The 23,053-nt window shown below is 60.0% G+C and carries 23 protein-coding genes; 14 read left to right on the top strand and 9 right to left on the bottom strand.

The genetic code is table 11. The annotated features are described in order from the left end of the window. Positions 1-3: 3 nt before the first annotated feature. Entirely contained in the window at positions 4-591 is a 588-nt protein-coding gene (locus tag OKB77_RS13930) for a uracil-DNA glycosylase family protein (protein ID WP_270817846.1), read from the bottom strand. Positions 592-690: 99 nt separating this feature from the next. On the opposite strand from OKB77_RS13930, the gene rarD reads away from it, so the two are divergent. Beyond that, a complete protein-coding gene (gene rarD, locus OKB77_RS13935; RefSeq protein ID WP_005363056.1) occupies positions 691-1,581 on the top strand; it encodes an EamA family transporter RarD in 891 nt (296 codons plus the stop codon). Here the strand turns inward: rarD and OKB77_RS13940 are convergent. Then, a complete protein-coding gene (locus tag OKB77_RS13940; protein ID WP_123172324.1) occupies positions 1,563-2,297 on the bottom strand; it encodes a substrate-binding periplasmic protein in 735 nt (244 codons plus the stop codon). The two genes, rarD and OKB77_RS13940, sit on opposite strands and share 19 nt — an antisense overlap. Before the next feature lie 44 nt (positions 2,298-2,341). Here OKB77_RS13940 and OKB77_RS13945 point away from each other — a divergent pair, with 44 nt between their 5' ends. Further along, positions 2,342-2,686, top strand: coding sequence for a GIY-YIG nuclease family protein (locus OKB77_RS13945; protein WP_123172323.1), 345 nt, complete (start codon positions 2,342-2,344; stop codon positions 2,684-2,686). 90 nt (positions 2,687-2,776) lie between these two features. Here the strand turns inward: OKB77_RS13945 and pspG are convergent, their stop codons facing one another. The 4 genes from pspG to OKB77_RS13965 form a co-directional block, all read right to left on the bottom strand. Further along, positions 2,777-2,995 (bottom strand): envelope stress response protein PspG, encoded by a 219-nt coding sequence (gene pspG, locus OKB77_RS13950; RefSeq protein WP_005335871.1) that lies wholly within the window; start codon positions 2,993-2,995, stop codon positions 2,777-2,779. A gap of 48 nt (positions 2,996-3,043) precedes the next feature. Then, positions 3,044-3,250 (bottom strand): PspC domain-containing protein, encoded by a 207-nt coding sequence (locus tag OKB77_RS13955; protein WP_005335873.1) that lies wholly within the window; start codon positions 3,248-3,250, stop codon positions 3,044-3,046. Positions 3,251-3,252: 2 nt separating this feature from the next. Then, the gene (gene pspA / locus OKB77_RS13960) at positions 3,253-3,915 is read right to left on the bottom strand and encodes a phage shock protein PspA (protein ID WP_058057954.1); all 663 of its coding nucleotides are present in this window, start codon (positions 3,913-3,915) and stop codon (positions 3,253-3,255) included. A 210-nt stretch (positions 3,916-4,125) separates the two neighbouring features. Beyond that, the gene (locus tag OKB77_RS13965; RefSeq protein ID WP_123172322.1) at positions 4,126-4,854 is read right to left on the bottom strand and encodes a 1-acylglycerol-3-phosphate O-acyltransferase; all 729 of its coding nucleotides are present in this window, start codon (positions 4,852-4,854) and stop codon (positions 4,126-4,128) included. Positions 4,855-5,039: 185 nt separating this feature from the next. Between OKB77_RS13965 and OKB77_RS13970 the strand changes: the two genes are divergently transcribed. From OKB77_RS13970 to OKB77_RS13985, 4 genes are read left to right on the top strand one after another with little or no spacing between them, the layout of a single operon-like run. Then, a complete protein-coding gene (locus tag OKB77_RS13970; RefSeq protein WP_005354882.1) occupies positions 5,040-5,417 on the top strand; it encodes a hypothetical protein in 378 nt (125 codons plus the stop codon). A 53-nt stretch (positions 5,418-5,470) separates the two neighbouring features. Next, the gene (locus OKB77_RS13975; RefSeq protein WP_270817847.1) at positions 5,471-7,513 is read left to right on the top strand and encodes a protein-disulfide reductase DsbD family protein; all 2,043 of its coding nucleotides are present in this window, start codon (positions 5,471-5,473) and stop codon (positions 7,511-7,513) included. A 10-nt stretch (positions 7,514-7,523) separates the two neighbouring features. Continuing rightward, the gene (locus OKB77_RS13980; RefSeq protein WP_270817848.1) at positions 7,524-8,264 is read left to right on the top strand and encodes a DsbA family protein; all 741 of its coding nucleotides are present in this window, start codon (positions 7,524-7,526) and stop codon (positions 8,262-8,264) included. Positions 8,265-8,267: 3 nt separating this feature from the next. After that, positions 8,268-8,783 (top strand): protein disulfide oxidoreductase, encoded by a 516-nt coding sequence (locus tag OKB77_RS13985; RefSeq protein ID WP_270817849.1) that lies wholly within the window; start codon positions 8,268-8,270, stop codon positions 8,781-8,783. A gap of 62 nt (positions 8,784-8,845) precedes the next feature. Here OKB77_RS13985 and OKB77_RS13990 read toward each other — a convergent pair whose 3' ends face one another. Further along, a complete protein-coding gene (locus OKB77_RS13990; protein ID WP_270817850.1) occupies positions 8,846-9,670 on the bottom strand; it encodes a LysR family transcriptional regulator in 825 nt (274 codons plus the stop codon). A 130-nt stretch (positions 9,671-9,800) separates the two neighbouring features. Here OKB77_RS13990 and OKB77_RS13995 point away from each other — a divergent pair, with 130 nt between their 5' ends. The 8 genes from OKB77_RS13995 to OKB77_RS14030 all read left to right on the top strand — a co-directional run bounded on the left by OKB77_RS13995 (position 9,801) and on the right by OKB77_RS14030 (position 18,611). Next, positions 9,801-10,679, top strand: a complete 879-nt coding sequence (locus tag OKB77_RS13995; RefSeq protein WP_270817851.1) for an NAD(P)-dependent oxidoreductase — start codon at positions 9,801-9,803, stop codon at positions 10,677-10,679. Then, positions 10,676-11,428, top strand: a complete 753-nt coding sequence (locus OKB77_RS14000) for an SDR family NAD(P)-dependent oxidoreductase (protein WP_270817852.1) — start codon at positions 10,676-10,678, stop codon at positions 11,426-11,428. The genes OKB77_RS13995 and OKB77_RS14000 overlap by 4 nt, the downstream gene beginning before the upstream one ends. 281 nt (positions 11,429-11,709) lie before the next feature. Further along, on the top strand, positions 11,710-11,994 hold the full coding sequence (gene atcJ / locus OKB77_RS14005) for a cold adaptation protein ActJcold adaptation protein ActJ (RefSeq protein WP_005343121.1): 285 nt from the start codon (positions 11,710-11,712) through the stop codon (positions 11,992-11,994). 23 nt (positions 11,995-12,017) lie between these two features. Then, positions 12,018-12,560, top strand: a complete 543-nt coding sequence (gene atcA, locus OKB77_RS14010; protein WP_123172316.1) for a cold adaptation protein AtcA — start codon at positions 12,018-12,020, stop codon at positions 12,558-12,560. Positions 12,561-12,572: 12 nt separating this feature from the next. Further along, on the top strand, positions 12,573-13,340 hold the full coding sequence (gene atcB, locus OKB77_RS14015; protein WP_005343119.1) for a cold adaptation protein AtcB: 768 nt from the start codon (positions 12,573-12,575) through the stop codon (positions 13,338-13,340). Positions 13,341-13,351: 11 nt separating this feature from the next. Further along, positions 13,352-14,254, top strand: a complete 903-nt coding sequence (gene atcC, locus OKB77_RS14020) for a cold adaptation protein AtcC (protein ID WP_123172315.1) — start codon at positions 13,352-13,354, stop codon at positions 14,252-14,254. A 525-nt stretch (positions 14,255-14,779) separates the two neighbouring features. Next, a complete protein-coding gene (locus tag OKB77_RS14025; protein ID WP_266140891.1) occupies positions 14,780-16,267 on the top strand; it encodes a peptide MFS transporter in 1,488 nt (495 codons plus the stop codon). 868 nt (positions 16,268-17,135) lie between these two features. Then, complete coding sequence (locus OKB77_RS14030; RefSeq protein ID WP_266140892.1) at positions 17,136-18,611, top strand: P-loop ATPase, Sll1717 family; 1,476 nt, start codon at positions 17,136-17,138, stop codon at positions 18,609-18,611. 120 nt (positions 18,612-18,731) lie between these two features. Here OKB77_RS14030 and parC read toward each other — a convergent pair whose 3' ends face one another. After that, a complete protein-coding gene (parC, locus tag OKB77_RS14035) occupies positions 18,732-21,026 on the bottom strand; it encodes a DNA topoisomerase IV subunit A (RefSeq protein ID WP_270817853.1) in 2,295 nt (764 codons plus the stop codon). A gap of 83 nt (positions 21,027-21,109) precedes the next feature. Continuing rightward, the gene (gene parE, locus OKB77_RS14040; protein WP_005335894.1) at positions 21,110-23,020 is read right to left on the bottom strand and encodes a DNA topoisomerase IV subunit B; all 1,911 of its coding nucleotides are present in this window, start codon (positions 23,018-23,020) and stop codon (positions 21,110-21,112) included. Positions 23,021-23,053 lie beyond the last annotated feature (33 nt).

Consider the following 23,053-nt stretch of genomic DNA (forward strand, 5'->3'; position numbering starts at 1 on the left):
TACTCAGGGTCTCCCCAGAAGCGGGGCGACCCTTTGCTGCAGATGGGGGACGATCTCCTGCTCGAACCAGGGGTTCTTCCTGAGCCAGAGGGTGTTGCGCGGGGAGGGATGCGGCAACGGCAGCCAGCCGGGGCCATAATCGGCCCAGTTGCGCACCGTTTCGGTGAGCGACCCCTTGACCGCCCCCCGCAGGTAGTAGGCCTGTGCATACTGGCCGATCAGCAGGGTCAGTTCGATGTTGGGTAACAGCATCAGTACCTTGTCATGCCAGGTGGGCGCGCACTCGGGTCTGGGCGGCAGATCGCCCGACTTGCCCTTGCCGGGATAGCAGAGACCCATCGGCATGATGGCGATGCGGGATTGGTCGTAGAAGGTGGTTTTATCGACCCCGAGCCACTGGCGCAGCCGGTCACCGGAGGGGTCATCCCACGGGATACCGCTGGCATGCACCCGGGTGCCGGGCGCCTGACCGATGATCAGCAAGCGGGCACTCTCGGCCCCGCGGATCACCGGACGAGGCCCCAGCGGCAGATGAGCCTCGCACAGACGGCAGGCCCTGATTTGCTCAAACAACTTATCGATTCGCTGCATGACGTTGATAGTACCAGCATTTCCCTGTTTTCCCTCTTGTGGAAACAGGGCGCGCCCCCTACTATCACCATGGATGTTTAATTTAATAAACGGATAATAATGAAAAACTGGCTAGGTACCGGCACCGCGACCCTCTCCTTCATCCTGTGGGGGATGCTGCCGCTCTATTATCAATTCATGCCCGAGGTCAACATGTGGGAGCTGATCTCCCACCGGGTGCTCTGGTCTGTGGTGCTGCTGGGTGCCCTATTTTTGCTGCTTGGCCACAAGGTACCCTGGGCACAACTGCGCAGCGAGCCGCGCCAGCTCGGCCTCATTCTGCTGGCGGGCCCCGTCATGTCCATCAGCTGGTGCATGTTCACCTGGTGCCTCACTACCGGGCAAGTGCTGACCACCAGCCTCGCCTTCTTTATGACCCCACTGTTCAATATCGTATTCGCCGTCATCTTCCTAAAAGAGCGGCTCACCCCGCAAAAGCATCTGGCGGTCGCCCTGGCGCTGGCGGGTCTCGCCTACATGCTCTTCTGCTACGGCCAGCTCCCCTGGTTCTCCCTCATCATGGGGGCCAACTTCGCCTGCTATGGCCTTATCAAGAAGAAGATCCACTACGACACCGGCTCCAGCCTCTATCTGGAAGCCATGGTGCAACTGCCCGTCGCGCTGATCATCATCGGCACGCTGGCGTGGCACGGGGAAGGGGCATTCGTGAACGGGGATCTGGCCGACAAGCTGCTGCTGATGGGCAGTGCGCCCGCCACCCTGCTGCCGGTGGGGCTCTTCTGCTACGCAGTGGCGAGAACCCGGATGAGCACGGTGGGGCTGCTGCAATATATCGAGCCCAGCCTCGCCTTCCTGCTCGCCATCTACTGGTTTGGTGAGGCGCCGGACCCCATCAAGGCGGTCGGTTTCGCCTTCGTCTGGGCTGGTCTGCTGGTGAGCCTGTTGCCGCTACACCGGCTCAAGCGCCGCCCTCAGGGCGTACCGCGATAGGACTCCAGCACCTTGTGCCAACGGGGATCCCTGTCCATCTGCTCGGCGATGTCGTTGAGGGTGGTATGCAGCTCGGGACGGGATTTGGGCAGCAGGATATGGCGGGTATAGCTGGATTGGGGGAAGCGCGAGATAAACAGCTTGCCCTGATAATGCTGTGAGTCGATGAAAAAGCCCAGCGATGAACCACTTACCAACGTCACATCGATGCGGCCGCGCACCAGCAGCTCAAGATTGGTCTTCACCTTCTTGGCATCCTGACGCACCAGCTCCCCGCGGCCAGCTGCATCATCGATCCCCTGATAGCGGTAACCCTCCACCCCGCCAAACACCAACCCTCTGAGGGAGTCAGGCCCGCGATAGGTGACCGGGTTGTCGATGTTCGAGACCAGCTCGTTGGTGTCGCGCATCACCGGGAAAGTCCAGAGATAGCGTTCGCGATGGGGATCCCCCACCCAGGCGGGATTGACCCAGACCACCAGACCGTCAAAGTCGGGATCTGCCATCTCCAGCGCCAGTCGGGCGCGATTGACCAACCAAAGCTCGATTCTGGGTTCACCCCCCAGCTTTTCATTGAGATACTTGACCAGCTCGCGGCTCAGCCCTGCATCCACTCCGGTGTTGAAGGGCGGATGCTGATGGTAATCGTAGAGACGGATCGTCTCCCCCAGAGCCGGGACCGACAACAGTAACCACAACCAAAACCAGACTCTCATCGCACCTCCTTGAGCTGCCTCTGAGTTTGGCACAGAGAATTTGAATGAGAGAACCCGCGACCACCACTCCAGCGCCGCAACCTTCCGCCCCTTCCCGCTGGTCTGTCTATATGGTGCGTACTGCCACCGGCCTGCTCTATACCGGGATCAGCACGGATCCGCTGCGCCGCCTGCGCCAGCACCAGAGTGGCAAGGGTGCTCGCGCCCTGCGCGGCAAGGGGCCACTGACGCTGGCGTGGCAACAGGAAGTCGGCGAGAAGGGGGCGGCCCTGCGCATCGAATATCGCCTCAAGCAGCAGCCGAAATCCTTCAAGGAGCAGCTGATCCACAGCCCGGCACTCTGGCAGAGCTGGAGCCCCCAGTGGTTACCCGCAGCCACCCAGCCTTGAGGACGACAGGCAAAAAAAGGCCACTCGATGAGTGGCCGGAAAGGGGAAATCAGGGAGCATCACACAACGTCTTGCACAACCTCAGGCGGGTTAGAGGTAGGTATTGGAACGCTTGCTGCGGTTGCTGATCAGCCAGCAAACCGCCAGCACCAGTAGCAACCAGGGGGCCAGCTTGATGATCAGAGCAAGCATGCCACCCAGCGCCCCAAGCAGCACGAACAGGCCGCTCACCAGCAACATGGCTACCAGGGTAAAACCGGTCAGTGCCATGACCAGCAGCACCACCAGCAATATGAAAAATTCCAGCATAACTTGCTCCTTATCAGTACCTTGTCTGCCGGCTGATCAACCCTTCGGTCAATCCAGCCAGCGCTTCAATTCATAACGGGGCGGCATCACCAGCACCGCCAGCAGATAGGCGGCCAGTGCCAGCGGCGGCATCAGGATCAGGGCGAGCAGTGCCACCACCCGCACCGTGACTCTGGAGACCCCCAACCGCCTGGCAATACCGGCGCAGACCCCGGTCAGCTTGCGATGCACCAGATCCTTGGGCCAGGGGCTCATGATTACACCTCCGCCTTCTGGCCTTTGAGGCGAGCCAGCTCGCGCTCGATCTCGTCATTGAGCTCCAGCTCGCGGAACTGGGCCTCCAGCGAGGGATTCTGCCCCAGGGTGGCCGCCTCCAGCTGGGCTTCCAGCTGATCGACCCGGCCCTGAAAACCGTCAAAGCGCGCCATCAGCTCATGCATGCGCTGGTTGTCCACCTGGGCGCGGGCCCGAATGCGGCTATGGGCTGTCTGCTCGCGCAGGGTCAGCAGTTTCTGCTTCTCGCGGGCCTCGGTCAGCTTGGCCGCCAGTCGCTCGCTGTCGGCGGTGAGCTGAGCCAACACCTCGGCCACCCGGGCCTTGTCCTGCTCCAGCTGTTCACATTTTTTGACCTCCGCCAGCTTCTCGGTCAGCGCGGCACGGGCAAGATCCTCACGTCCCTTCTGGATGGCGAGCTCGGCCTTGGCCGACCACTCCAGGATCTGCGCCTGCAACCCCTGCTGGTGACGCTCCAGCTGTTTCTGTTCGGCAATCACGCGGGCGGCCTGGGTACGCATCTCGACCTGCACCTGCTCCATCTCTTCGATCATCAGGCGCAGCATCTTCTCCGGCTCTTCACTCTTGTCGAGCAGGCTGTGCAGGTTGGCATTTATCACGTCGGTCAGGCGGCTGAATACGCTCATGGTCTGGCTCCTTGTTGATGGGATGGCTATCTCTTCCCATAGCATTACAAGAGCCGTGCCAAGAAAAATTATTGTTGTTTTACATATAGATGGGAATTTACTGAGGAAATTCAAGATGGGGTTATTGGTGAGAATAGCCAACCAGGTGGTGATTTTTACCAACAAAAAAGGGAGCCAGTGGCTCCCTTGTCGATTCAGCTGCGATATCCGTCAGGCGGCGTGGCTGTGGCCCAGCTTGCTGTCCAGTTCGGCCAGCTTGGCCTCCATCCGGGCGCGGCAGGTGTCGGAGAGATCGCGAATGCCGCTGGCACCGTGCTCCTTGCTGCAGACCGGGGCCATCACTTCCACCAGCACTTCGCCGTTGTCCCAGCGATTGAGGTCGACCTGACCGAAGTAGCTGGAGCAGACGATGGGCACAACGGGCACTTCAGCCTGTACCGCAGTGTGGAAAGCGCCCGCCTTGAACGGCAGCAGGCCACGTCCCTGGGAGCGGGTCCCTTCCGGGAACATCCAGATGGAGGTGCCACGGTTCTTGATGCGATCCACCACCTGACCTATGGTGCCGATGGCACGGGAGCGGTTGGTGCGGTCGATCAGCACGTTGCCGGAGAGCCAGAAGATAAGGCCGAACAGCGGCAACCAGAGCAGGCTCTTTTTGCCCACTGCCACCACACCGGGCTGCACCGCACCGGTCACGGTGAAGATGTCGAAGTTGCTCTGGTGGTTGCAGACGTAGACCGCCGGGCCGACCGATTTGACCTCGTCGGCCACCGTCACCTTGACTCGCAGCCCGATCAGCGGGCAGACCGCGTGATACATGCGGGCGAAGACATAGACGTTATTGGGATGGCGCGGACGAACCAGACAGAGCAGCAGGCCGAACAGGAACCAGAAAATGAGCAGCAGACCAAGCAGCAGCACACGGGCAATTTTGAGCATCGAACACCTCGAGTTTTAACTCGGCGCAGTATACTGATCCCCCTTTTAGCGAACAAGCGTTCGCCAAACAGAACCGACCTCCCTCCCCGTCGCGCCACCCACAGTCCTGCTCATCAATACGCCGCCGACTTGCCCCACCCGCCATTGGTCGTTAGGATGGCCCCATCTTGATGGACGGGGCGAACATGATGTTGCAACAACGGGTAGCGAAACATCTCCTGCTGCTGGTCTGCCTGCTGGTGCTCAATTGTGCGGCCCAGCCGCTGGCCCGGCTTGCCCTGCTCGATCACGCCCTCAGCTGTCAGGCGCTGCCCGTTCCAGGCTCGGCAACGGATCAAGAGGATGCCAAACCGGCCAGCCCGCAGCCCACCAGTTGCCAGCTCAACGGCAAGTGGCTGAGCGCCGCCACCCTGCTCTGCGTCGAACAGCTCTTCTTTGCCGTGGCCGTGCTGATCGCCCTGCTGGCCCCCCTTTGGCGCTACACACCGCCACTGCCCCCTCCCAGAGTCATCTCGCCGCCCGAGCGGCGTCTGCACCTCACCCTCTGCGTCTGGCGGGAATGAGTTCGGCAGCGTTCTTTCGTTAGCTATCACTCAATTTTTGCGAGACCAAAAAGATGTCGAATCTCTTCAAGGCGGCCCTGCTACTGGGCGGTCTGCTGTGGCAATCCATGGGATTGGCCAGCGACACGGGCTGGCTCACCAGCCCACAGAATGATCACGCCAAGGTGCGACTGCAAGCCGACCGCAGCGCCCCTGACCACACCCGCATCCTGCTCGACGTAGCCCTCGAGTCCGGCTGGAAGACCTACTGGCACAGCCCGGGCGAAGGGGGCATTGCCCCCCAGATCCTGTGGGATGAGCCGGTCGATGACTTTCAGTGGCGCTGGCCCGCTCCGCGCCACTTCGAGGTGGCCGGACTTAGCACTCAGGGTTATCAGGGTGAGGTGCGTTTCCCCCTAAGCCTCAACTACCCCGCCGGCCAATCGCTCAAGGGCACCTTGCGCCTCTCCACCTGCAGCAACGTCTGCATCCTGACCGACTTCCCCTTCACCCTCGCGGTAGATGGGCAGACTCCGGCCGGTTTCGACTTCAGCTGGGCCAAGGCCATCAGCAATTTGCCCCAACCGCTGCCCGCCGCCACCCGGGTCGAGCTCGGTTATCAGCACAACCAGCTGCAACTGCGCGCCGAGCGGGCAGAGGGCTGGCAATCACCCGCCCTCTTTATCGATGCGCTGGAGGGGGCCGAGTTTGGCAGGCCGGTGCTCGAGGTTGAGGGCAACACCCTGATCGCCCGGGTTACGGTGAGCGATGGCTGGCAGGGAGATGCGCCGGATCTGCGCGGCCAATCCCTCGGCCTGCTGCTCACCAGTGGCGAACAGGCGTGGCAGACCAAAGGCTCGATTGGCGAAGCGCTCGTATTGCCAGCGCCGAGCCAGCCCCTCTTCTGGTTGCTGGGGGCTGCGCTGCTCGGCGGCCTCATCCTCAATCTGATGCCCTGCGTGCTGCCGGTGCTGGCGCTCAAGTTGGGGTCTGTGCTGCAACATCAGGAGCGTGAACAGGGAACCGTGCGCAAGCAGTTCCTCGCAGCCAGCGCCGGGATCATCGCCTCCTTCTGGGTGCTGGCGGCCATGAGCACTCTGCTGCGCGCCACGCAAGGGGCCGTCGGCTGGGGCATCCAGTTCCAGAGCGCCGGTTTTATCGGCTTGATGGTGCTGGTCACCCTGCTGTTTTGCGCCAACCTGCTGGGGCTGTTCGAGATCCGCCTGCCGAGCAACCTCAATACCCGCCTCGCCACCAGCGGCGGCAATGGCCTCGGCGGTCACTTTCTGCAGGGGAGTTTCGCCACTCTGCTGGCGACTCCCTGCTCGGCCCCCTTCCTCGGCACTGCAGTGGCCTTTGCGCTGGCGGCGCCACTCGGCCAGCTCTGGCTTATCTTCACCGCGCTCGGGATTGGTATGAGCCTACCCTGGCTGCTGGTGGCGGCCCTGCCGCGGCTCGCCCTCTGGCTGCCCAAGCCAGGTCGCTGGATGGGGCGCCTGCGCATCCTGCTCGGGCTGATGATGCTGGGCTCCAGCCTCTGGCTGGCGAGCCTGCTTGGCAGCCATCTGGGCAACGTTCAGGTTTACTGGCTGATGGCCGCCATGCTGCTGGCCCTGCTGATTGGCATCGTCTGGCGTTATGGCATGCGCGGCTTCACGCTGGCCCTCTCCCTCTCGGCGCTTGTCGGCGCTGCCCTGCTGCTGGGGGGCGCCTTCACGGCGCAAGGGTCGGGCAGCATCGACCGAGTGGTCTGGCAGCCGCTCTCTGAACGCGCCATCACCGATGCCCTCGCCCAGAACAAGCGGATCTTTATCGATGTCACCGCCGACTGGTGCGTTACCTGCAAGGCAAACAAATACAACGTGTTGCTACGCGATGAGGTGCAAAACGCCCTCTCGGCCCCCGATGTGGTGGCCCTGCGCGGCGACTGGAGCAAACCGGACGACACCATCGCCGCCTTCCTGCGCCAGCGCGGGGCGGCAGCAGTCCCCTTCAACCAGATCTACGGCCCCGGCCTGCCACAGGGAGAGATCCTCTCCCCCCTGCTGGACAAGGCCGATCTGCTTACCCTCTTGAATCAGGCCGGTCTGATCCAGACCAACGCCACCCATTTTTAAGGAGAACTCCATGAACCTGCGCTCCATCGCCCTGTGCACCGCCCTGTTTGCTGGCTCGCTGACTGCTCCGGCCCTGCACGCCGCCCCCTTCACCCCGGAGCAGGAGGCCCGCATCAAGGAGCTGATCCGCGAGACCCTGATCGCCAACCCCAAGATCCTCGACGAAGCGGCCGAATCCTGGGAGAAACAGAACGCGGCAGCCCAACAGGCGCAACTTGGCAACTTCATCAAGGGCAACAAGGATGTGCTGTTCAACAGCGCCACCAGCCCGCGCCTCGGCGCCAAAAACCCCAAGCTGACGCTGGTACTGTTCACCGACTACAACTGCCCCTACTGCAAGCAGTTCGATCCCCAGCTGACCAAACTGCTCAAGGCCTATCCGGACGATCTGGGGCTGGTGATCAAGCTGCTGCCGTTCAAGGGGCAGACCTCCGCCAAGGCGGCCCAGTACAGCCTGACCCTGTGGCAGCAGGATCCGGCCCGCTTCCTCGCCCTGCATGACAAGCTGATGAGCAAGCAGGGGATGCTGACCGAGGCGGATATCAACAAGGCGCTGGCCGCCACCGACAACGTGGCGCTCAAGCCCGTGCCGAAGGCAACCGAAGAGCTGCGCAACAGCCTGCGTATCGGCACCATTCTGGGGGTGCAGGGCACACCGGCGACCCTGATCGGCAACCAGCTGGTGCCGGGCGCCGTTCCCTATGAGGAGCTGGAGCAGCTGGTGAAGGCCGAACTGGCCAAGCTGGGGTAAGGGATGAGCACCAACCCTCAACCCCGCTGGCGACGCAGGAGCAAGGAGGCACTCTGGCTGCTGTTGCTGGCGCTGGTCATCTCGACCCTGCTCGATCTGTGGCGCAGCCCGACCCTGCCAGAGGGGGCGATGAGCGCCCCCGTCACTCTGCAGGATGGCACCAGTACGGATCTCGCAACCCTGAGCCGCGGCAAACCGCTGCTGGTCTACTACTGGGCCAGCTGGTGCGGGGTGTGCCGTTTCACCACCCCAGCCGTGCAGCAGCTCTGGCAGGAGGGGGAAAACGTGCTGACGGTGGCGCTGCGCTCCGGCAATTCGGAGCAACTTGGCATGGGGATGAGCAAGAAGGGGCTCACCTTCCCGACCCACAACGACGAGTCGGGAGATCTGGCTGCCCAGTGGCAGGTGGGCGTCACCCCGACGTTCCTCGTCATCAAGGATGGGACGCTGGTGAGCAGCACCACCGGCTGGAGCTCGAAGTGGGGCTTGCAGCTGCGACTCTGGTGGGCGTCGCTCTAGCCACGCAGCATCGTTGCCTGCAACAGGGCCATCCCACCGGATGGCCCTTTTTTATTCCGACATCAGGCGGGGAGCTGCATCCCGCGCACCTGCGCCAGCAGGGCGGTCACCGCCGCCGATCGTAACGCATCCGGGGCGTAGCAGAGCCCCACCCGCCGCTTGAAAGAAGAGGCCGCCAGCTCGGCGACCGAACAACCGGGCGGACAGAGTGAACGGGGCAACCAGGCGATCCCCGCCCCGGCGGCCACCATGGTAGCCGCCAGTCGCAGCGACCCAGCCCGCCGTGGGTAGAGGGGCACCTGATTGCCGAGGATGGCGATCAGCCGCAGATGGGAGTCATGGCGTGGGCAAGTGACCCACGGCTCGTCCGCCAACACACCCGGGGTGAGCGCCCCCTTGCCCGCCAGCGGGTGATCCGGCGGCAGCACCAGCACAAACTCCTCCTCCAGCAGGGGGATAAAGAGCTCGTCACCACAGCGCAGGGATTCACACCCCAGCCGCACATCGCCACAGCAGCCCTCCTCCAGGGTCAGCAGGATCTCCTCGTGGGCGAGCGCCCCTTGCACCAGCGCCCCCACCACGCCATCACCCAGATCAGCCTCAATCCCCACCGTCACCTCGAGGCAGGGGGAGGTTTCACGAAACTCGCGGGCGAGGGAATCGGTGTCGGCGATCAGCCGCTTGGCGCGGGGATAGAGCCGGTGCGCCGCTTCGGTCCCCTCAACCCCGCGCGCCTGCCGCACAAACAGGGTCACCCCCAGCTCATCCTCCAGCGTCTTGATAGTGGTGGATAGGGTGGGCTGGGTAATGAAAAGGCGGGTAGCGGCCGCCGTGATGTTGCGCTCCTCGAAGACAGCGACAAACGCACGCAGGGTTCGCACATCCATAGAATTCACCTATACCAGACAGTCATAAAAGCCATTTTTAACGGCGACACTGGGCAAATATAGTGGCTTACCTGCCACAAGGCATCCCAATTTTCTATATCAGCGTCTATCAACACCGTCAGGAGCCATCATGCGCCATCTCTCTGTCATCGGCCTCGGGGCCATGGGCTCCGCCCTCGCCACCACCCTGCTCAAGGCGGGCCATCCGGTCACCGTCTGGAATCGCAGCGCCGCCAAGTCGGCCCCGCTGCAGGCGCTGGGTGCGACACTCGCCCCCTCGGTTGGCGCGGCCATCGCTGCAAGCAATATCACCCTTGTCTGCGTCGATAACTACGCCGTCAGCCAACAGTTGCTGGATGAGGCGAGCGATGCGGTGGCGGGCAAGCTGCTGGTGCAGCTCTCCACCGGCAGCCCGCAGGGGGCCAGAGCGCTGGAGAGCTGGAGCCACGCCCGCGGCGCCCGTTATCTCGATGGCGCCATCCTCTGCTTCCCGGATCAGATCGGCACTAGCGATGCCAGCATCATCTGCTCGGGGGCCAGCGCTGCCTTTAGCGAGGCCGAGCCGGTGCTGCGCCTGCTCGCCCCCACCCTCGACCATGTGGCCGAGGCGGTAGGCGCAGCCGCGGCACAAGATTGTGCCGTCGCCGCCTACTTTGCCGGTGGTCTGCTCGGGGCCCTGCACGGCGCGCTGATCTGCGAGGCGGAAGGACTACCGGTGGCCAAGGTGTGCGCCCAGTTCAGCGAGCTTTCACCGATTTTGGGTGGCGATGTGGCCCATCTGGGCAAGACGCTGGCGAGCGGCGATTTCGATCACCCCTACGCCAGCCTGAAAACCTGGAGCGCCGCCATCAGCCGCCTCGCCGGTCATGCTACCGACACCGGGATAGACAATCGCTTCCCGCGCTTTGCCGCCGATCTGTTTGAGGAAGGGGTGGCGCAAGGGTTTGGTCAGCAGGAGGTGTCAGCCCTCATCAAGGTGCTGCGGGCACGCAATGGAGCGGCACAATGAACGAGCTGACCAACCAACCCCAAATTGCACTGGTCACCGGCGCCGCTGGCGGGATTGGCCGCCAGCTCTGTATCGGGCTGGCCGAGGCGGGTTATCGGGTGATCGCCACCGATCTGGCCCCTCACGCTTTCGACCATCCCGAGATCCACTTTCACCCCCTCGATCTGCGGGACGAGCAGGCCATAGTGCGGCTCTTTGCCGAGGTGCGCGAGCAGCATGGCGGCATCCACCTGCTCATCAACAACGGCGCCATCAGCAAGTTCCACACCCGCTTCGAGGAGCTGAGCGCAGCCCAGTTCGATCAGGTGATGACGGTCAATGTGCGCGGCGCCATGCTCTGCGCCCGCGCCTTTGTGCAGGCCAACCGCGATCTGCCCTATGGTCGCATCATCAATATCGCCTCCACCCGCTGGCAGCAGAACGAACCGGGCTGGGATGCCTACGGCGCCTCCAAGGGGGCGCTGGTCGCCCTCACCCAGTCCCTCGCCAACTCGCTGGCCGACTACCCCATCACGGTCAATGCTATCAGTCCGGGCTGGATCCAGGCAGAGGATTACCACACCCTGACCGAGGCGGATCACCGCCAGCACCCGAGTGGCCGGGTCGGGCGCCCCGACGACATCACCCGCGCCTGCCTCTTTCTGGCGGATCCCCAGAACGACTTTATCAACGGCGCCAATCTGGTGGTCGATGGCGGGATGAGCAAGAAGATGATCTACCACACCTCCGCCTCCTTCTGGGAGGAGTAACCCCTGCGGCGGCAGCCTCGCCCCGGCCTGCCGCCCGCCCCTTTCCTGCCCGTTTTTTCATCGCCTTCCCGTGCTCGCCCCTTGCACTGGCCAGACCGACTGGCAACAATAGGCACTCAACTGCCCCCTCTTCATTTCGCCCGTTAATTGATCGCCCAACTCATCGCGTTGGCGGGCTGTTTCCGTTAAAATGACGGGTTTTTGCCGTGCCTGGTTTGCCAATCCCCACCATCAGGCACTCGCAGCGTGAATCCTATGATGCCAGTGATGCAGGATCTGCCATGAACAACTACTTTCGGGTGCTGGGCGTCAAGTCCAACGCCAGCGAAAACGACATCAAGAAAGCCTATCGTCGGCTGTCGAACCAGTACCACCCCGACAAGCTGCACGGGGCCAGTGAAGAAGAGAAAGAGCAGGCAGCCATCAAGCTGCACCAGGTAAAGCAGGCCTATGAAGTGCTGTCCGATCCGAAACAGCGGGCCGCCTTTATCAAGGATTTCAACAACGTCATCGTGACCGACCCCGCCTCCGCCATGCAGGAGATGTGGGATCAGTTCTACCCCTGAAACAGCAGGCAGAAAGAGCAACTATGCAAAAGAGATGGGACCAGGCGCGGCTCAAGTCGCTGCAAAGCGATGCCAGCGAAAACATCGAATCCTACCGGGATCAGGACGACCCCAAGGGGCTGGAACAGTTCACCGACCAGATGAAGAGCCTGCTGCTGGCCGACATGAGCATGCTGGAGTTTATGCCCGAGTATCTGCCGCTGGCCCTCTATGGCCGGGTGCAGTTCCCGGCCAAGGCCAAGTCGCAGTGGAACAAGTGGCTCACCAGCGGCGAGCAGCCGGGCTGGGACGAGTTCAAGGTGAGCGTCGGCTTCAACAACGCCGCCCTGCCGCTGGTCAAGGCGGTACGGGCCCAGAGCGAAGATCAGCTGATGGAAGCCTGCGCCGTGCTGTTCCTGCTCGACAACCCGCTGCCGCGCGGCAGCTACCGCGGCGATGACGACTATGAGCTGCGCGACGAAGAAGATGAAGACGGGGAAGATGCCGACGCCGACTACCACGGCGGCAGTGACCGCTATGGTGATGACGACGGCGATCAGGATATGTACGACGAAGTCCGTTTCTAATTGGGGCAAGGCATGAGCAACAGTCTGATAGAAATTACCGCCATCGAGATCAAAGAGCTGGCCGTTATCGAGCCGAAGCAGGCCAGCGAGAAGTTCGAGCTGATCGCCAAGACCATGTCTGACGACCAGCTAGCAGAAGTGATTGAAAACATTGATATCGTTACCCTGACCCAGATTAACGGCCAGCACGATATCTCCTTCCCCTCCATCATCTCCGAGCTGATGACCCCGGAGCGGATCCGCGACATCGTCTGCCAGCAGCCGCTCTACTGGGAAGAGGCGATCAAGAACAACGCCGACGAGCTGCAACAGCACACCTTCGACTTCCTCAACTACCTGATCCGCACCCAGGATAGCGAAGCCAAGCAGCGCGAGATCCTCGAGTGCGTGGCCGAAGATCCGGCCGGTCTCTTCTACCTCGCCATCCCCTTTATCGAGTTCTATCGCGGCGATCGCTATGAAGAGGACGAAGGCTATCGCGACGTGCTGCACGCCGAAGAGGAAGATCTCGAAGAGTCCCTGCGCTACAGCGAGCGCCAGCAGAGCGAGGATGTCCACGACTACGCGCTGGACGACCCGCGCAGCCTCTTGATGCTCATTCGCGAGCTGGCCCCCGAGGTGGAGAAAGCCATCAAGGCGCTGCTGCGCAACGAGCACTCCAGCTGGGATGGCATCATCAACAAGTTTGCCGCCGAGCTGGTGATGCAGGCCAAAGAGAAGAACAAGGTCGAGGAAGACGAGTACGGCGACGTCGACGACATGTTCAGCTTTCTGGATTAAGGAGCCCATTCATGCAGTTAGTCATTCGCGATGCCAACCAGGGCCCCTTTCTGACCCAGGTGCTGCGCTTTGGCCGCGACAACGAACTCTTGAGTCAGCAACAGCTCGCCGCCATCAAGGGCAAGGCGGTGCTGATGAGCCTCAAATTCGCCGACAAGTACTACAACAAGTACAAGATGCACCTGCTGGAGCAGGCGGCCCACGACGTCATCGGCGTGGTGAGCCTCGGCCTGCAGGAGCTCTCGGCGCGGGATCCGGCCAAGGCGCTGGCGCTGCTGCAGGCGCCGGAAGGCCCCATCAAGCCGTTCCAGAAGGGCTGGTCGATGCTCATTACCGTCAGCCCCAAGCAGGCTGGCAACAGCCTCTACGGTGACGTGGATGCCCGCCTGCTGGACAAGATCTCGAGCCCGCCCGATGTGGAGGAGTGGCAAGGGTGGCAGGAGTACGAGAAGGCGCTGACCGAGCACAACAAGAGCCGCCTGATGGAACTCATCGACCAGCACTTCTTCGCCTGCGAGAGCGACCACCCCACCATGGAGGACAAGCTGGCCGAAGCGCTGCTCTACCGCATCCTCTGCGGCAAGGGCAGTGGCGCCGCCCCGCTCAAGGTGAAGCAGGATCTCAAGCGCAAACTGGCGCGGGAGATTGAGCTCGACGAGAACTGGTACGACACCGACTACCTCGCCGCCCAGCTCGCCCTGATGCTGAGCGCGCTACCCGCCGACATGGCCGCCGCCCTGCGCCAGGAGCTGAGCCCGGGCTTTGTGCCCAACCTGCTCCACACCCTCGGCTTTGTGCGCCAGTACCAGCTGCTGCAAAAAGAGAATGCCTCGCCGGAGAAGCTCGACAACGTCGAGATGCGCGCCGGTCTCAAGCACCCGCTGCTCGGCTGGCCGCTCTACCACGACTTCTAAGGCCGCTTTCGCCGCCCATCAGTCGCACCACAACGCCCGGCCCGCCGGGCGTTGTTCTATCCTCCCCTCACCCTCTCGACAGCAAAGAGAGAACACACGCAAGTCACCCTGCTGCGACCCCTTCTCCTCCCGATATTTATTCACTCAATACCCGAGGATGAATAAACAACCTGCAATACAACAACTTGGCGCCAGCTGCGTTTCGGGACAACAAAGCGGGACATAGATCCCGCTACAGGGCCATAATCGGCACTAAATAGTCGATTGGATCACATCAACCATGCCGCAATCCCGTGGTAAGCCGAGCTAAAACCACGGCACAATCGCGCATAAAAAGGCGGAATAGATCAATAAAAAGCAATTAATCGCGCCAGATTAAATTTCAGGTATGGCTATTTGCACCGCTTGGCCGCTAAATGACAGACCGGCCTTCAGACTAGCATGGAAGCGCACAAGGCTAGCCGGCAGCAGACCGGTACGCTCTCAGGACGAGTAATGACTTTCTTCTCTCACAGGAGACAGACCGTGAGCGCTTCGAATCAACACCCCACCATTCCCCCCGGCTCCGGGGCGCTGTTCTTTATCCAGACCTTCTCGACCCTGGGGTTTGCCGTGCTCTACTCCACCCTGGTGCTCTACGCCACCAAGCGGCTCGGCTTTAGCGAATCCCAGGCCAACGCCATGATGGGGGTCTTCGGGGCCTTCAACTATGGCCTGCACCTGTTTGGCGGTTATCTCGGCGGGCGCTACCTCAGCAACCGCAACCTGTTCGTGATGGGGATGGTGCTGCAGGTGATCGGCTGCTACTTCATCGCCGAGATGGGGATCACCGGCCTCTACTGGGGGCTCGCCATGTTCCTCACCGGCAGCGGCCTTAACGTCACCTGCCTCAACATGATGCTGACCCAGCGCTTCGCCCCGGATGATCACCGCCGCGAGAGCGCCTTCCTGTGGAACTACGCCGGGATGAATCTGGGCTTCTTTATCGGCTTCACGGTGGCGGGCTACTTCCAGCTCACCGAGGATTACCGCACCCTGTTCCTGTTTGCGACGTTGGGTAACATCATCGCCATTATCGCCACCTTCGCCTGCTGGCCGATTCTGGCGGATATCAGCACCCCGCTGCGCCATATCAAAGGGAGCGGCTTCTACCGCCGCATGCTGGCCGGGATCGCCATTCTGGCCATGCTGGTGCCGGCGCTGCGCCTGCTGCTGACCCACGCCAGCTTTAGCGGCAGCTTTGTGCTGATCCTGGGGGCCGTGGTGCTGGTACTGCTCTGCGTGATGACCGCCCGCCACCCGGACGCCGCCGAGCGCAGCCGCATGGTGGCCTACCTGATCCTCGCCCTCGGCTCCCTCATCTTCTGGTCGCTCTACCAGCTGGCGCCCATGGGGCTGATGCTCTTCTCCGAGCACAACATCAACCTCAACGTGTTCGGGCTGCGGGTCGCCCCCCAGTGGATCCAGAACATCAACACCCTCGTCATCGTTATCGGTGGCCCCTTGATGGCGCTGCTGTTCAAGCGACTGCGCGAACAGGGCTGGAATATCGACATCCCCTCCCAGTTTGCCGCCTCCCTGTTCTGCATGGGGCTCGGCATGCTGGTGCTGCCGCTCGGCATCCATCTGGCGGGGGCCGACGGGCTGGTCGCCTTCAAGTGGATCGCCATCAGCTATGTGCTACAGAGCTTTGGCGAGCTGCTTATCTCCCCCATCGGTTACGCCATGATTGGCAAGCTGGCCCCCGCCAGCCTGCAAGGCTTGATGATGGGCTGCTGGATGATGGTGACCGGCGTCGCCTCTGTGCTTGCGGGCTATGTCTCCGGCGCCATGCCGCAGAATATCGGCAGCACCCCGGTCGCCACCAACCCGGGCTACAGCTCGGTATTCAATATGCTCGGCTGGGGTTCGCTGGCAGGCGGCGTGGTGTTGCTCCTGCTGGTGCCCCGCCTGCGCCAGCTGATCGCCTCGAAAATCACCCCGCCACCGGCAGCGACAGCCATTCCTGTCTAATCGGGCTCGAGCCAGCCATTTCAGTGGTCCCTGCCAGCGCGAACGATTGAATCAGCGGCACTGCTGTTAATGTAAAGGGCCCCGCCATCATGGATGGCGGGGCCCTTCTCGTTTGGTGGGATGGATGACTCATTTCAGATTGCCCACCTGGCGATCGCTGTGGCGTTTGCCCTATTGTCAGCGTCCCCTCACCCTAACCCTCTCCCGAGGGGAGAGGGGATCAGCACCTGCCAACCTGAAGCCCTAGCTGTCACGCTTAGCTATCACGCCATACCACGGTCACTATCAATGGCTGCGATCTCTGCTCCCTTCTCCCACTCTTTGCCATAGATAAGGGAGGAAAGGTCGGGGATAAGGGGGAGCAAACCACCGACAAGCAGCAGAGCGTGAAATCAAGCAGGGACGCGTAGGGTCGATTAGCGAAGCGTAATCGTCCGCACCGCAATCTCGGTGGCGATGGATATAGAGAAGAGATCAGCTGGAGCACCGGCAGAATTACGGTAACCTGTTTTCGCGATCGTCTGATTACGCTTCGCTAATCAGACCTACGGGCTGGCTCAATCGCGGTGCAATTCACCCTGTTCATTGCACCCTAGGGTTACCTCCCCTCTCCCCCTTTTTGCCATAAACAAGGGAGAAGGGCCGAGGATAAGGGGGCCGCAAAGTAAAATTACCGACCAAGAAGGTGGGTGTCCTAGTTTTTCCCTTGAACAAAAATTTGCTTGGATCACAACAAGGAACCATTCGGTTCTGGTAAGCTATCCACCTGTTACATCGAGTTTCAAATTCTAGGCGTAGAAAACTCTCTACCACGTGGAGTTATAGGCGATTTTAAAGCCAGCACTTTTAGATTGAAAAGGAGGTTCTTTTGGAATTTGAAGACTATTATAAATCTCTTGGCCTATTAAGTTATCCATTCTCTGTATATACCGCAGAATCAGAAATGGAAAAAGCAGAAAGTATTTATAAAAAACCTCAAAATTACTCAGTAATTGATGAAGCTATAAAAGGAAGCTCAATTATAATTTCTGGTGAGCGTGGTAGTGGTAAAACTGCTCTCAATCTTGATATTGGTAGAAGAAAAAAATCAGATGATATCTTACTCGTTCGACTTGAAGAATTCTCTATGCTGGAAGAATCCTTTGAACACGAACAACTCTATAAATTTATAACATCAGTAATTGCTGGTGAATTTTTTAAAATAATGAGCCTTAGTCCTAGTGCATTATGGAAATATGATCAGGATGAAAGAACTCACCTATCAATGTATCTACATCAATATGTTCCGGCATCAACTAAAAATCAGCTTAGAGAACAAATCAAAAAAATACAAAATGGACTTACGAAGCGTATCTGTATAAATATATACAACTCTACTAGAATAGTATTCAACTATGGGTTGAAAGCACTAACGAAAGTAGTTAGTGACGCGTTAACAAAACATTTCTCTGCTCTTCCCGACATAGACATTGGAGATGCAGAATACTTCAAGCGACTAGAGTTAGAGGTCGATGAAAATTTCACTCCGGCTGACCGAAATTATTATTATCTTGAGAAACTATGCGATCTCATAATTAAGTCAAAGATAAAAGAAATAATTTTATTAATTGACAAGGTTGATGAAGACCCACGACTTAAGAATGATGCTGAACGTATAGCAAAGTTTATTGAGGGCGTAGCTTCAAATAATAAAATAATGATAAACAATAAATTTAAAATTATTCTTTTTGTATGGTCAACTCCCTTTAATGAAATAAAGTCAAATGTTAGAACTCAGAAGATCGGATTTCAAGCGCTATCATGGAACCCAGTAGGCCTTAGAGATGTAGCAAGCAAAAGGCTATCAGCCTTTTCAAACGGGTTCGTCAGTGAACTTAATGCTATATTTGATGATGAAGCAGATCATTCGATCAATTTGCTACTTGAAATGTGTAATGATAACCCTAGAGATTTATGGCATCTCTTAGATAAATCGCTAGTATCTCAATTTGAGATTGACCCCTCACGGAAAATAACAAAAGAAGCTGTTATATTAGGTATTGAAAAATTTGTCAAAGAGTTCAATTACTATGAATATTATCCGAAAAAAGCAAATGCACGTGCAGACTCTATGGACATATATTCATATATCAAACATTTAATTAAACTCGATTCAAATATATTTACAAAAAACAAATTTAGTGAGATGGCCAAAACGGGAGGTTCCACTAACAATTATGTTGTCTCAATGGAAAATATGGGTCTAATTAAAAAAACGGGAGAAAAACAGCAAGGCGGTGTGCTCTACGAAATAAGAGACCCTAAGGTCCGTTATATTAGAGAGAATGGAATAACCTTGGGGTAGGAGCATTGATTTGGCTGAGTTTATATAAACTATCAATCATTGCCAATGAATGATGATAAATTTAACCATAGGTTAATATTAAAATTTGAAAGGGAGCGACTAATCACTCCCTTCCATTAATTACCCTTCCTGATTTTCCCCGGCTGCCGGTTCGGTGCCGGCGGCGGGTTCAATCTCGATGCGATCCACCCGCTGCAAACCGCGGGGCAGCTTGGCACCACGGCGGCCGCGCTCGCCGCGGTAGTAGTCAAGGTCAGATGGCTTAAGAGTCAGCTTGCGCTTGCCGGCAAACAGGGTGACCGACTGGCCCTGCGGGATGACGGCGGCCATCACCACAAACTCCTCCCGCGCCTTGACGCGCGCCGAGGGGATGCTGATGAGCTTGTTGCCCTTGCCCTTGCCGAGCACCGGCAGGGTGTTGAGAGGGAACAGCAGCATGCGCCCTTCGTTGGAGATGGCCATGCAGAGATCGGTCTCCGGCGAGCCGATCTTCTGGGGTGCCATCACCTGCCCCCCTTCCGGCACGGTGAGCAGCGCCTTGCCGTTCTTGTTCTTGCCGATCAGGTCGTCATAGGTACAGACAAAGCCGTAACCGGCATCGCTGGCGATCAGATACGGCTCGCCCTCGTTGCCCATCACCAGATGGCGCACCTCTTCCCCTGCCCCCAGCGCAAAGCGGCCGGTGAGCGGTTCGCCCTGACTGCGCGCGGATGGCAAGGTGTGAGATTCGAGGGCGTAGGTTCTCCCCAACGTGGAGAGGAACACCGCCTGCTGGTTGCTGCGGCCAAAGGCGTGGGTGAGGTAGTTGTCCCCCGCCTTATAGGAGAGCCCCGCCACATCGACATCGTGGCCCTTGGCGGCGCGCACCCACCCCTTGTCGGAGAGGATGACGGTGACCGGTTCGCTCGGCACCAGCTCTTTCTCGGTCAGCGCCACGGCGGTAGCCCGCTCCACCAGCGGGGTGCGGCGATCGTCGCCGTACTTCTCGGCATCGGCCAGCAGCTCTTTCTTGAGCAGGGTGTTGAGGCGACGCTCGGAGCCCAAAATGAGTTCCAGCTTGTCGCGCTCTTCGGCCAGTTCGTTCTGTTCGGCGCGCAGCTTGAACTCTTCGAGCTTGGCCAGATGGCGCAGTTTCAGCTCGAGGATCGCTTCGGCCTGGGTCTCGGTAATGTTGAAACGCTCCACCATCACCTTGCCCGGCTCATCCTCGGTACGGATGATCTCGATCACCTCGTCGATGTTGAGATAGGCGATCAGCAAGCCTTCGAGGATGTGCAGGCGAGCCAGCACCTTATCGAGGCGGAATTGCAGACGGCGACGCACAGTCTCGCGACGGAACTGGATCCACTCGCTGAGGATGGTCTTGAGGCACTTCACCTGCGGCCGGTTGTCTAGGCCGAGGATGTTGAGGTTGACCCGGTAGTTCTTCTCCAGATCCGTGGTGGCGAACAGGTGGGCCATCAGCCCCTCCACATCCACCCGGTTGGAGCGCGGCACGATCACCAGACGGGTCGGGTTCTCGTGGTCCGATTCATCGCGCAGATCGGTGACCATCGGCAGCTTTTTCGCCACCATCTGGGCGGCGATCTGCTCCATGATCTTGGCGCCGGAGGCCTGATGGGGCAGCGCTGTGATGACGATGTCGCCATCCTCCTCGCTCCAGACCGCCCGCTGCTTGATGGAACCCTTGCCGGTCTCGTAGATTTTGCGGATATCGTCGCGCGGGGTGATGATCTCGGCGTTGGTCGGGTAGTCCGGCCCCTGAATGTGCTGCATCAACACATCCAGCCCCGCATTGGGGTTGTCGAGCAGCTCGGCACAGGCGTAGGCCACTTCCCGCGCGTTGTGGGGCGGGATGTCGGTCGCCATGCCCACCGCGATACCGGTCACACCATTGAGCAGGATGTGGGGCAGACGGGCGGGCAGCACAACCGGCTCTTTCATGGTGCCGTCGAAGTTCGGCGTCCACTCCACCGTGCCTTGGCCGAGCTCTGAGAGCAGCAGCTCGGAGAAGCGCGACAGCCGCGCTTCGGTATAACGCATGGCCGCGAAGGATTTGGGATCGTCCGGCGCACCCCAGTTACCCTGACCATCCACCAGCGGGTAGCGGTAGGAGAAGGGCTGGGCCATCAGCACCATGGCTTCATAACAGGCGATGTCGCCGTGGGGGTGGTACTTACCCAGCACGTCACCCACGGTACGGGCGGATTTCTTGTGCTTGGAGAGGGCCGACAGCCCCAGCTCGCTCATGGCGTAGATGATGCGCCGCTGCACCGGTTTGAGGCCGTCGCCAATATGCGGCAAGGCCCGATCCATGATGACGTACATGGAGTAGTTCAAGTAAGCCCGTTCGGTAAAGGTGCGCATTGGCTGGCGCTCTACCCCGTCCAGACTGAGCTCGATAGCATCACTCATGTGATTTTCTCTTTCGGTTCGGGAGCCGCCACAGGGCGACTCCGGCTAAATGCTTGCCGGCCCCGACAGGGCCGGCCGACGGCTTAGATGATGGCGAGGTTGCCCTTCTCTTCGAGCCATTCGCGGCGATCACTCGCCCGCTTCTTGGCCAACAGCATGTCCATCAGTTGCAGGGTCTCGTCAGCGGCATCCCCTTCACTCTCCCCTGCCGGCTCCATGGTGAGCTGCACCAGACGACGGGTGTTGGGATCCATGGTGGTTTCCCGCAGCTGTTTCGGGTTCATTTCGCCCAAGCCCTTGAATCGGGTCACCATCACCTTGCCCTTCTTCTTCTCGGCTTCGACCCGCTGCAGCACGCCGTTCTTCTCGTCCTCGTCGAGGGCGTAGTAGACCTCTTTACCGATATCGATCCGGTAGAGGGGCGGCATGGCGACGTAGACGTGGCCCTTCTCCACCAGCGTGCGGAAGTGCTTCACAAACAGGGCGCAGAGCAGGGTGGCGATGTGCAGACCGTCCGAGTCCGCATCCGCGAGGATGCACACCTTGCCGTAGCGCAGGCCACTGAGATCCTCGGAGTCGGGATCGAGCCCGATGGCCACCGAGATATCGTGCACTTCCTGTGAGGCGAGCACCTGACCGGCCTCCACCTCCCAGGTGTTCAGGATCTTGCCGCGCAGCGGCATGATGGCCTGAAACTCGCGATCCCGCGCCTGCTTGGCACTGCCGCCCGCGGAGTCACCCTCCACCAGGAACAGTTCGCCCTGCATGGGGTCGGCGCAGTTACAGTCGGTCAACTTGCCGGGCAGCGCCGGGCCCTGGGTAATCTTCTTGCGCACCACCGTCTTGGCGGCGCGCATCCGGCGCTGTGCGCTGCTGATGCAGATCTCGGCGATCTGCTCCGCCAGCTCGGTGTTGCTGTTCAGATAGAGGCTGAAGGCATCCTTCACCACGCCGGAGACGAACGCAGAGCTCTGACGGGAGGAGAGGCGCTCCTTGGTCTGACCGGCGAACTGCGGATCCTGCATCTTGATGGAGAGGATGTAGGCACAGCGATCCCAGATATCTTCCGGGGTCAGCTTGACCCCGCGCGGCAAGAGGTTGCGGAACTCGCAGAACTCGCGCATGGCGTCGAGCAGGCCCTGACGCAGGCCGTTGACGTGAGTACCGCCCTGCGCAGTGGGTATCAGGTTCACATAGGATTCGGCGAGGCATTCGCCCCCTTCCGGCAACCAGCAGAGCGCCCAGTCCACCGCCGATTGTTCCGAGCTGAACGAGCCGATAAAGGGCTGCTCCGGCAGGCAGGTGAACTGCTTGACCGCGTCGACCAGATAATCCTTGAGGCCATCTTCGTAGCACCACTCCAGCTTGATGCCGGTGTTCTTGTCGAGGAACTTGATGGTGAGGCCGGGGCAGAGCACAGCCTTGGCTTTGAGCAGGTGCTCCAGCTTGGTGACCGAGAATTTGGGCGAATCGAAGTAGCTCGCCTGCGGCCAGAAGCGCACCCGGGTGCCGGTGTTGCGACGACCGCAGGTGCCGGTGATGGTCAGCTCCTGCACCTTCTCGCCACGCTCGAAGGCGATGTCGTAGACCTGACCGTCGCGACGTACCGTCACCTCGACCCGATCGGAGAGGGCGTTCACTACCGAAATACCCACCCCGTGCAGACCGCCGGAGAACTGGTAGTTCTTGTTGGAGAATTTGCCGCCCGCGTGCAGCTTGCAGAGGATAAGCTCCACCCCGCTAACCCCCTCTTCCGGGTGGATATCGACCGGCATGCCGCGGCCATCGTCGATCACTTCGAGAGACTGGTCTTCATGCAGGATCACCTCCAGATTGCGGGCGTGACCTGCCAGCGCTTCATCGACGCTGTTGTCGATGACCTCCTGGCCGAGGTGATTGGGCCGGGTGGTGTCGGTATACATGCCGGGGCGGCGACGCACCGGCTCAAGGCCATTGAGGACCTCAATGGCATCCGCATTGTATTGAGTAGACATGGAGGGCCTTGCGAATTGACGTTTGGGGAGAAT

Source organism: Aeromonas sp. Y318-3, assembly GCF_027706185.1.
Classification (GTDB): Bacteria; Pseudomonadota; Gammaproteobacteria; order Enterobacterales; family Aeromonadaceae; genus Aeromonas; species Aeromonas veronii.

Coding starts and splice junctions, on each gene's coding strand:
- parE (WP_005335894.1), bottom strand. CDS start 23,020: ATGTCTACTCAATACAATGCGGATGCCATTGAGGTCCTCAATGGCCTT.
- OKB77_RS13930 (WP_270817846.1), bottom strand. CDS start 591: ATGCAGCGAATCGATAAGTTGTTTGAGCAAATCAGGGCCTGCCGTCTG.
- OKB77_RS13985 (WP_270817849.1), top strand. CDS start 8,268: ATGAGCACCAACCCTCAACCCCGCTGGCGACGCAGGAGCAAGGAGGCA.
- pspG (WP_005335871.1), bottom strand. CDS start 2,995: ATGCTGGAATTTTTCATATTGCTGGTGGTGCTGCTGGTCATGGCACTG.
- OKB77_RS13945 (WP_123172323.1), top strand. CDS start 2,342: ATGAGAGAACCCGCGACCACCACTCCAGCGCCGCAACCTTCCGCCCCT.
- atcC (WP_123172315.1), top strand. CDS start 13,352: ATGCAGTTAGTCATTCGCGATGCCAACCAGGGCCCCTTTCTGACCCAG.
- pspA (WP_058057954.1), bottom strand. CDS start 3,915: ATGAGCGTATTCAGCCGCCTGACCGACGTGATAAATGCCAACCTGCAC.
- OKB77_RS13995 (WP_270817851.1), top strand. CDS start 9,801: ATGCGCCATCTCTCTGTCATCGGCCTCGGGGCCATGGGCTCCGCCCTC.
- atcA (WP_123172316.1), top strand. CDS start 12,018: ATGCAAAAGAGATGGGACCAGGCGCGGCTCAAGTCGCTGCAAAGCGAT.
- OKB77_RS13965 (WP_123172322.1), bottom strand. CDS start 4,854: ATGCTCAAAATTGCCCGTGTGCTGCTGCTTGGTCTGCTGCTCATTTTC.
- OKB77_RS14000 (WP_270817852.1), top strand. CDS start 10,676: ATGAACGAGCTGACCAACCAACCCCAAATTGCACTGGTCACCGGCGCC.
- rarD (WP_005363056.1), top strand. CDS start 691: ATGAAAAACTGGCTAGGTACCGGCACCGCGACCCTCTCCTTCATCCTG.
- OKB77_RS13940 (WP_123172324.1), bottom strand. CDS start 2,297: ATGAGAGTCTGGTTTTGGTTGTGGTTACTGTTGTCGGTCCCGGCTCTG.
- parC (WP_270817853.1), bottom strand. CDS start 21,026: ATGAGTGATGCTATCGAGCTCAGTCTGGACGGGGTAGAGCGCCAGCCA.
- atcJ (WP_005343121.1), top strand. CDS start 11,710: ATGAACAACTACTTTCGGGTGCTGGGCGTCAAGTCCAACGCCAGCGAA.
- OKB77_RS13970 (WP_005354882.1), top strand. CDS start 5,040: ATGATGTTGCAACAACGGGTAGCGAAACATCTCCTGCTGCTGGTCTGC.
- OKB77_RS13955 (WP_005335873.1), bottom strand. CDS start 3,250: ATGAGCCCCTGGCCCAAGGATCTGGTGCATCGCAAGCTGACCGGGGTC.
- OKB77_RS13990 (WP_270817850.1), bottom strand. CDS start 9,670: ATGGATGTGCGAACCCTGCGTGCGTTTGTCGCTGTCTTCGAGGAGCGC.
- OKB77_RS13975 (WP_270817847.1), top strand. CDS start 5,471: ATGTCGAATCTCTTCAAGGCGGCCCTGCTACTGGGCGGTCTGCTGTGG.
- OKB77_RS13980 (WP_270817848.1), top strand. CDS start 7,524: ATGAACCTGCGCTCCATCGCCCTGTGCACCGCCCTGTTTGCTGGCTCG.
- atcB (WP_005343119.1), top strand. CDS start 12,573: ATGAGCAACAGTCTGATAGAAATTACCGCCATCGAGATCAAAGAGCTG.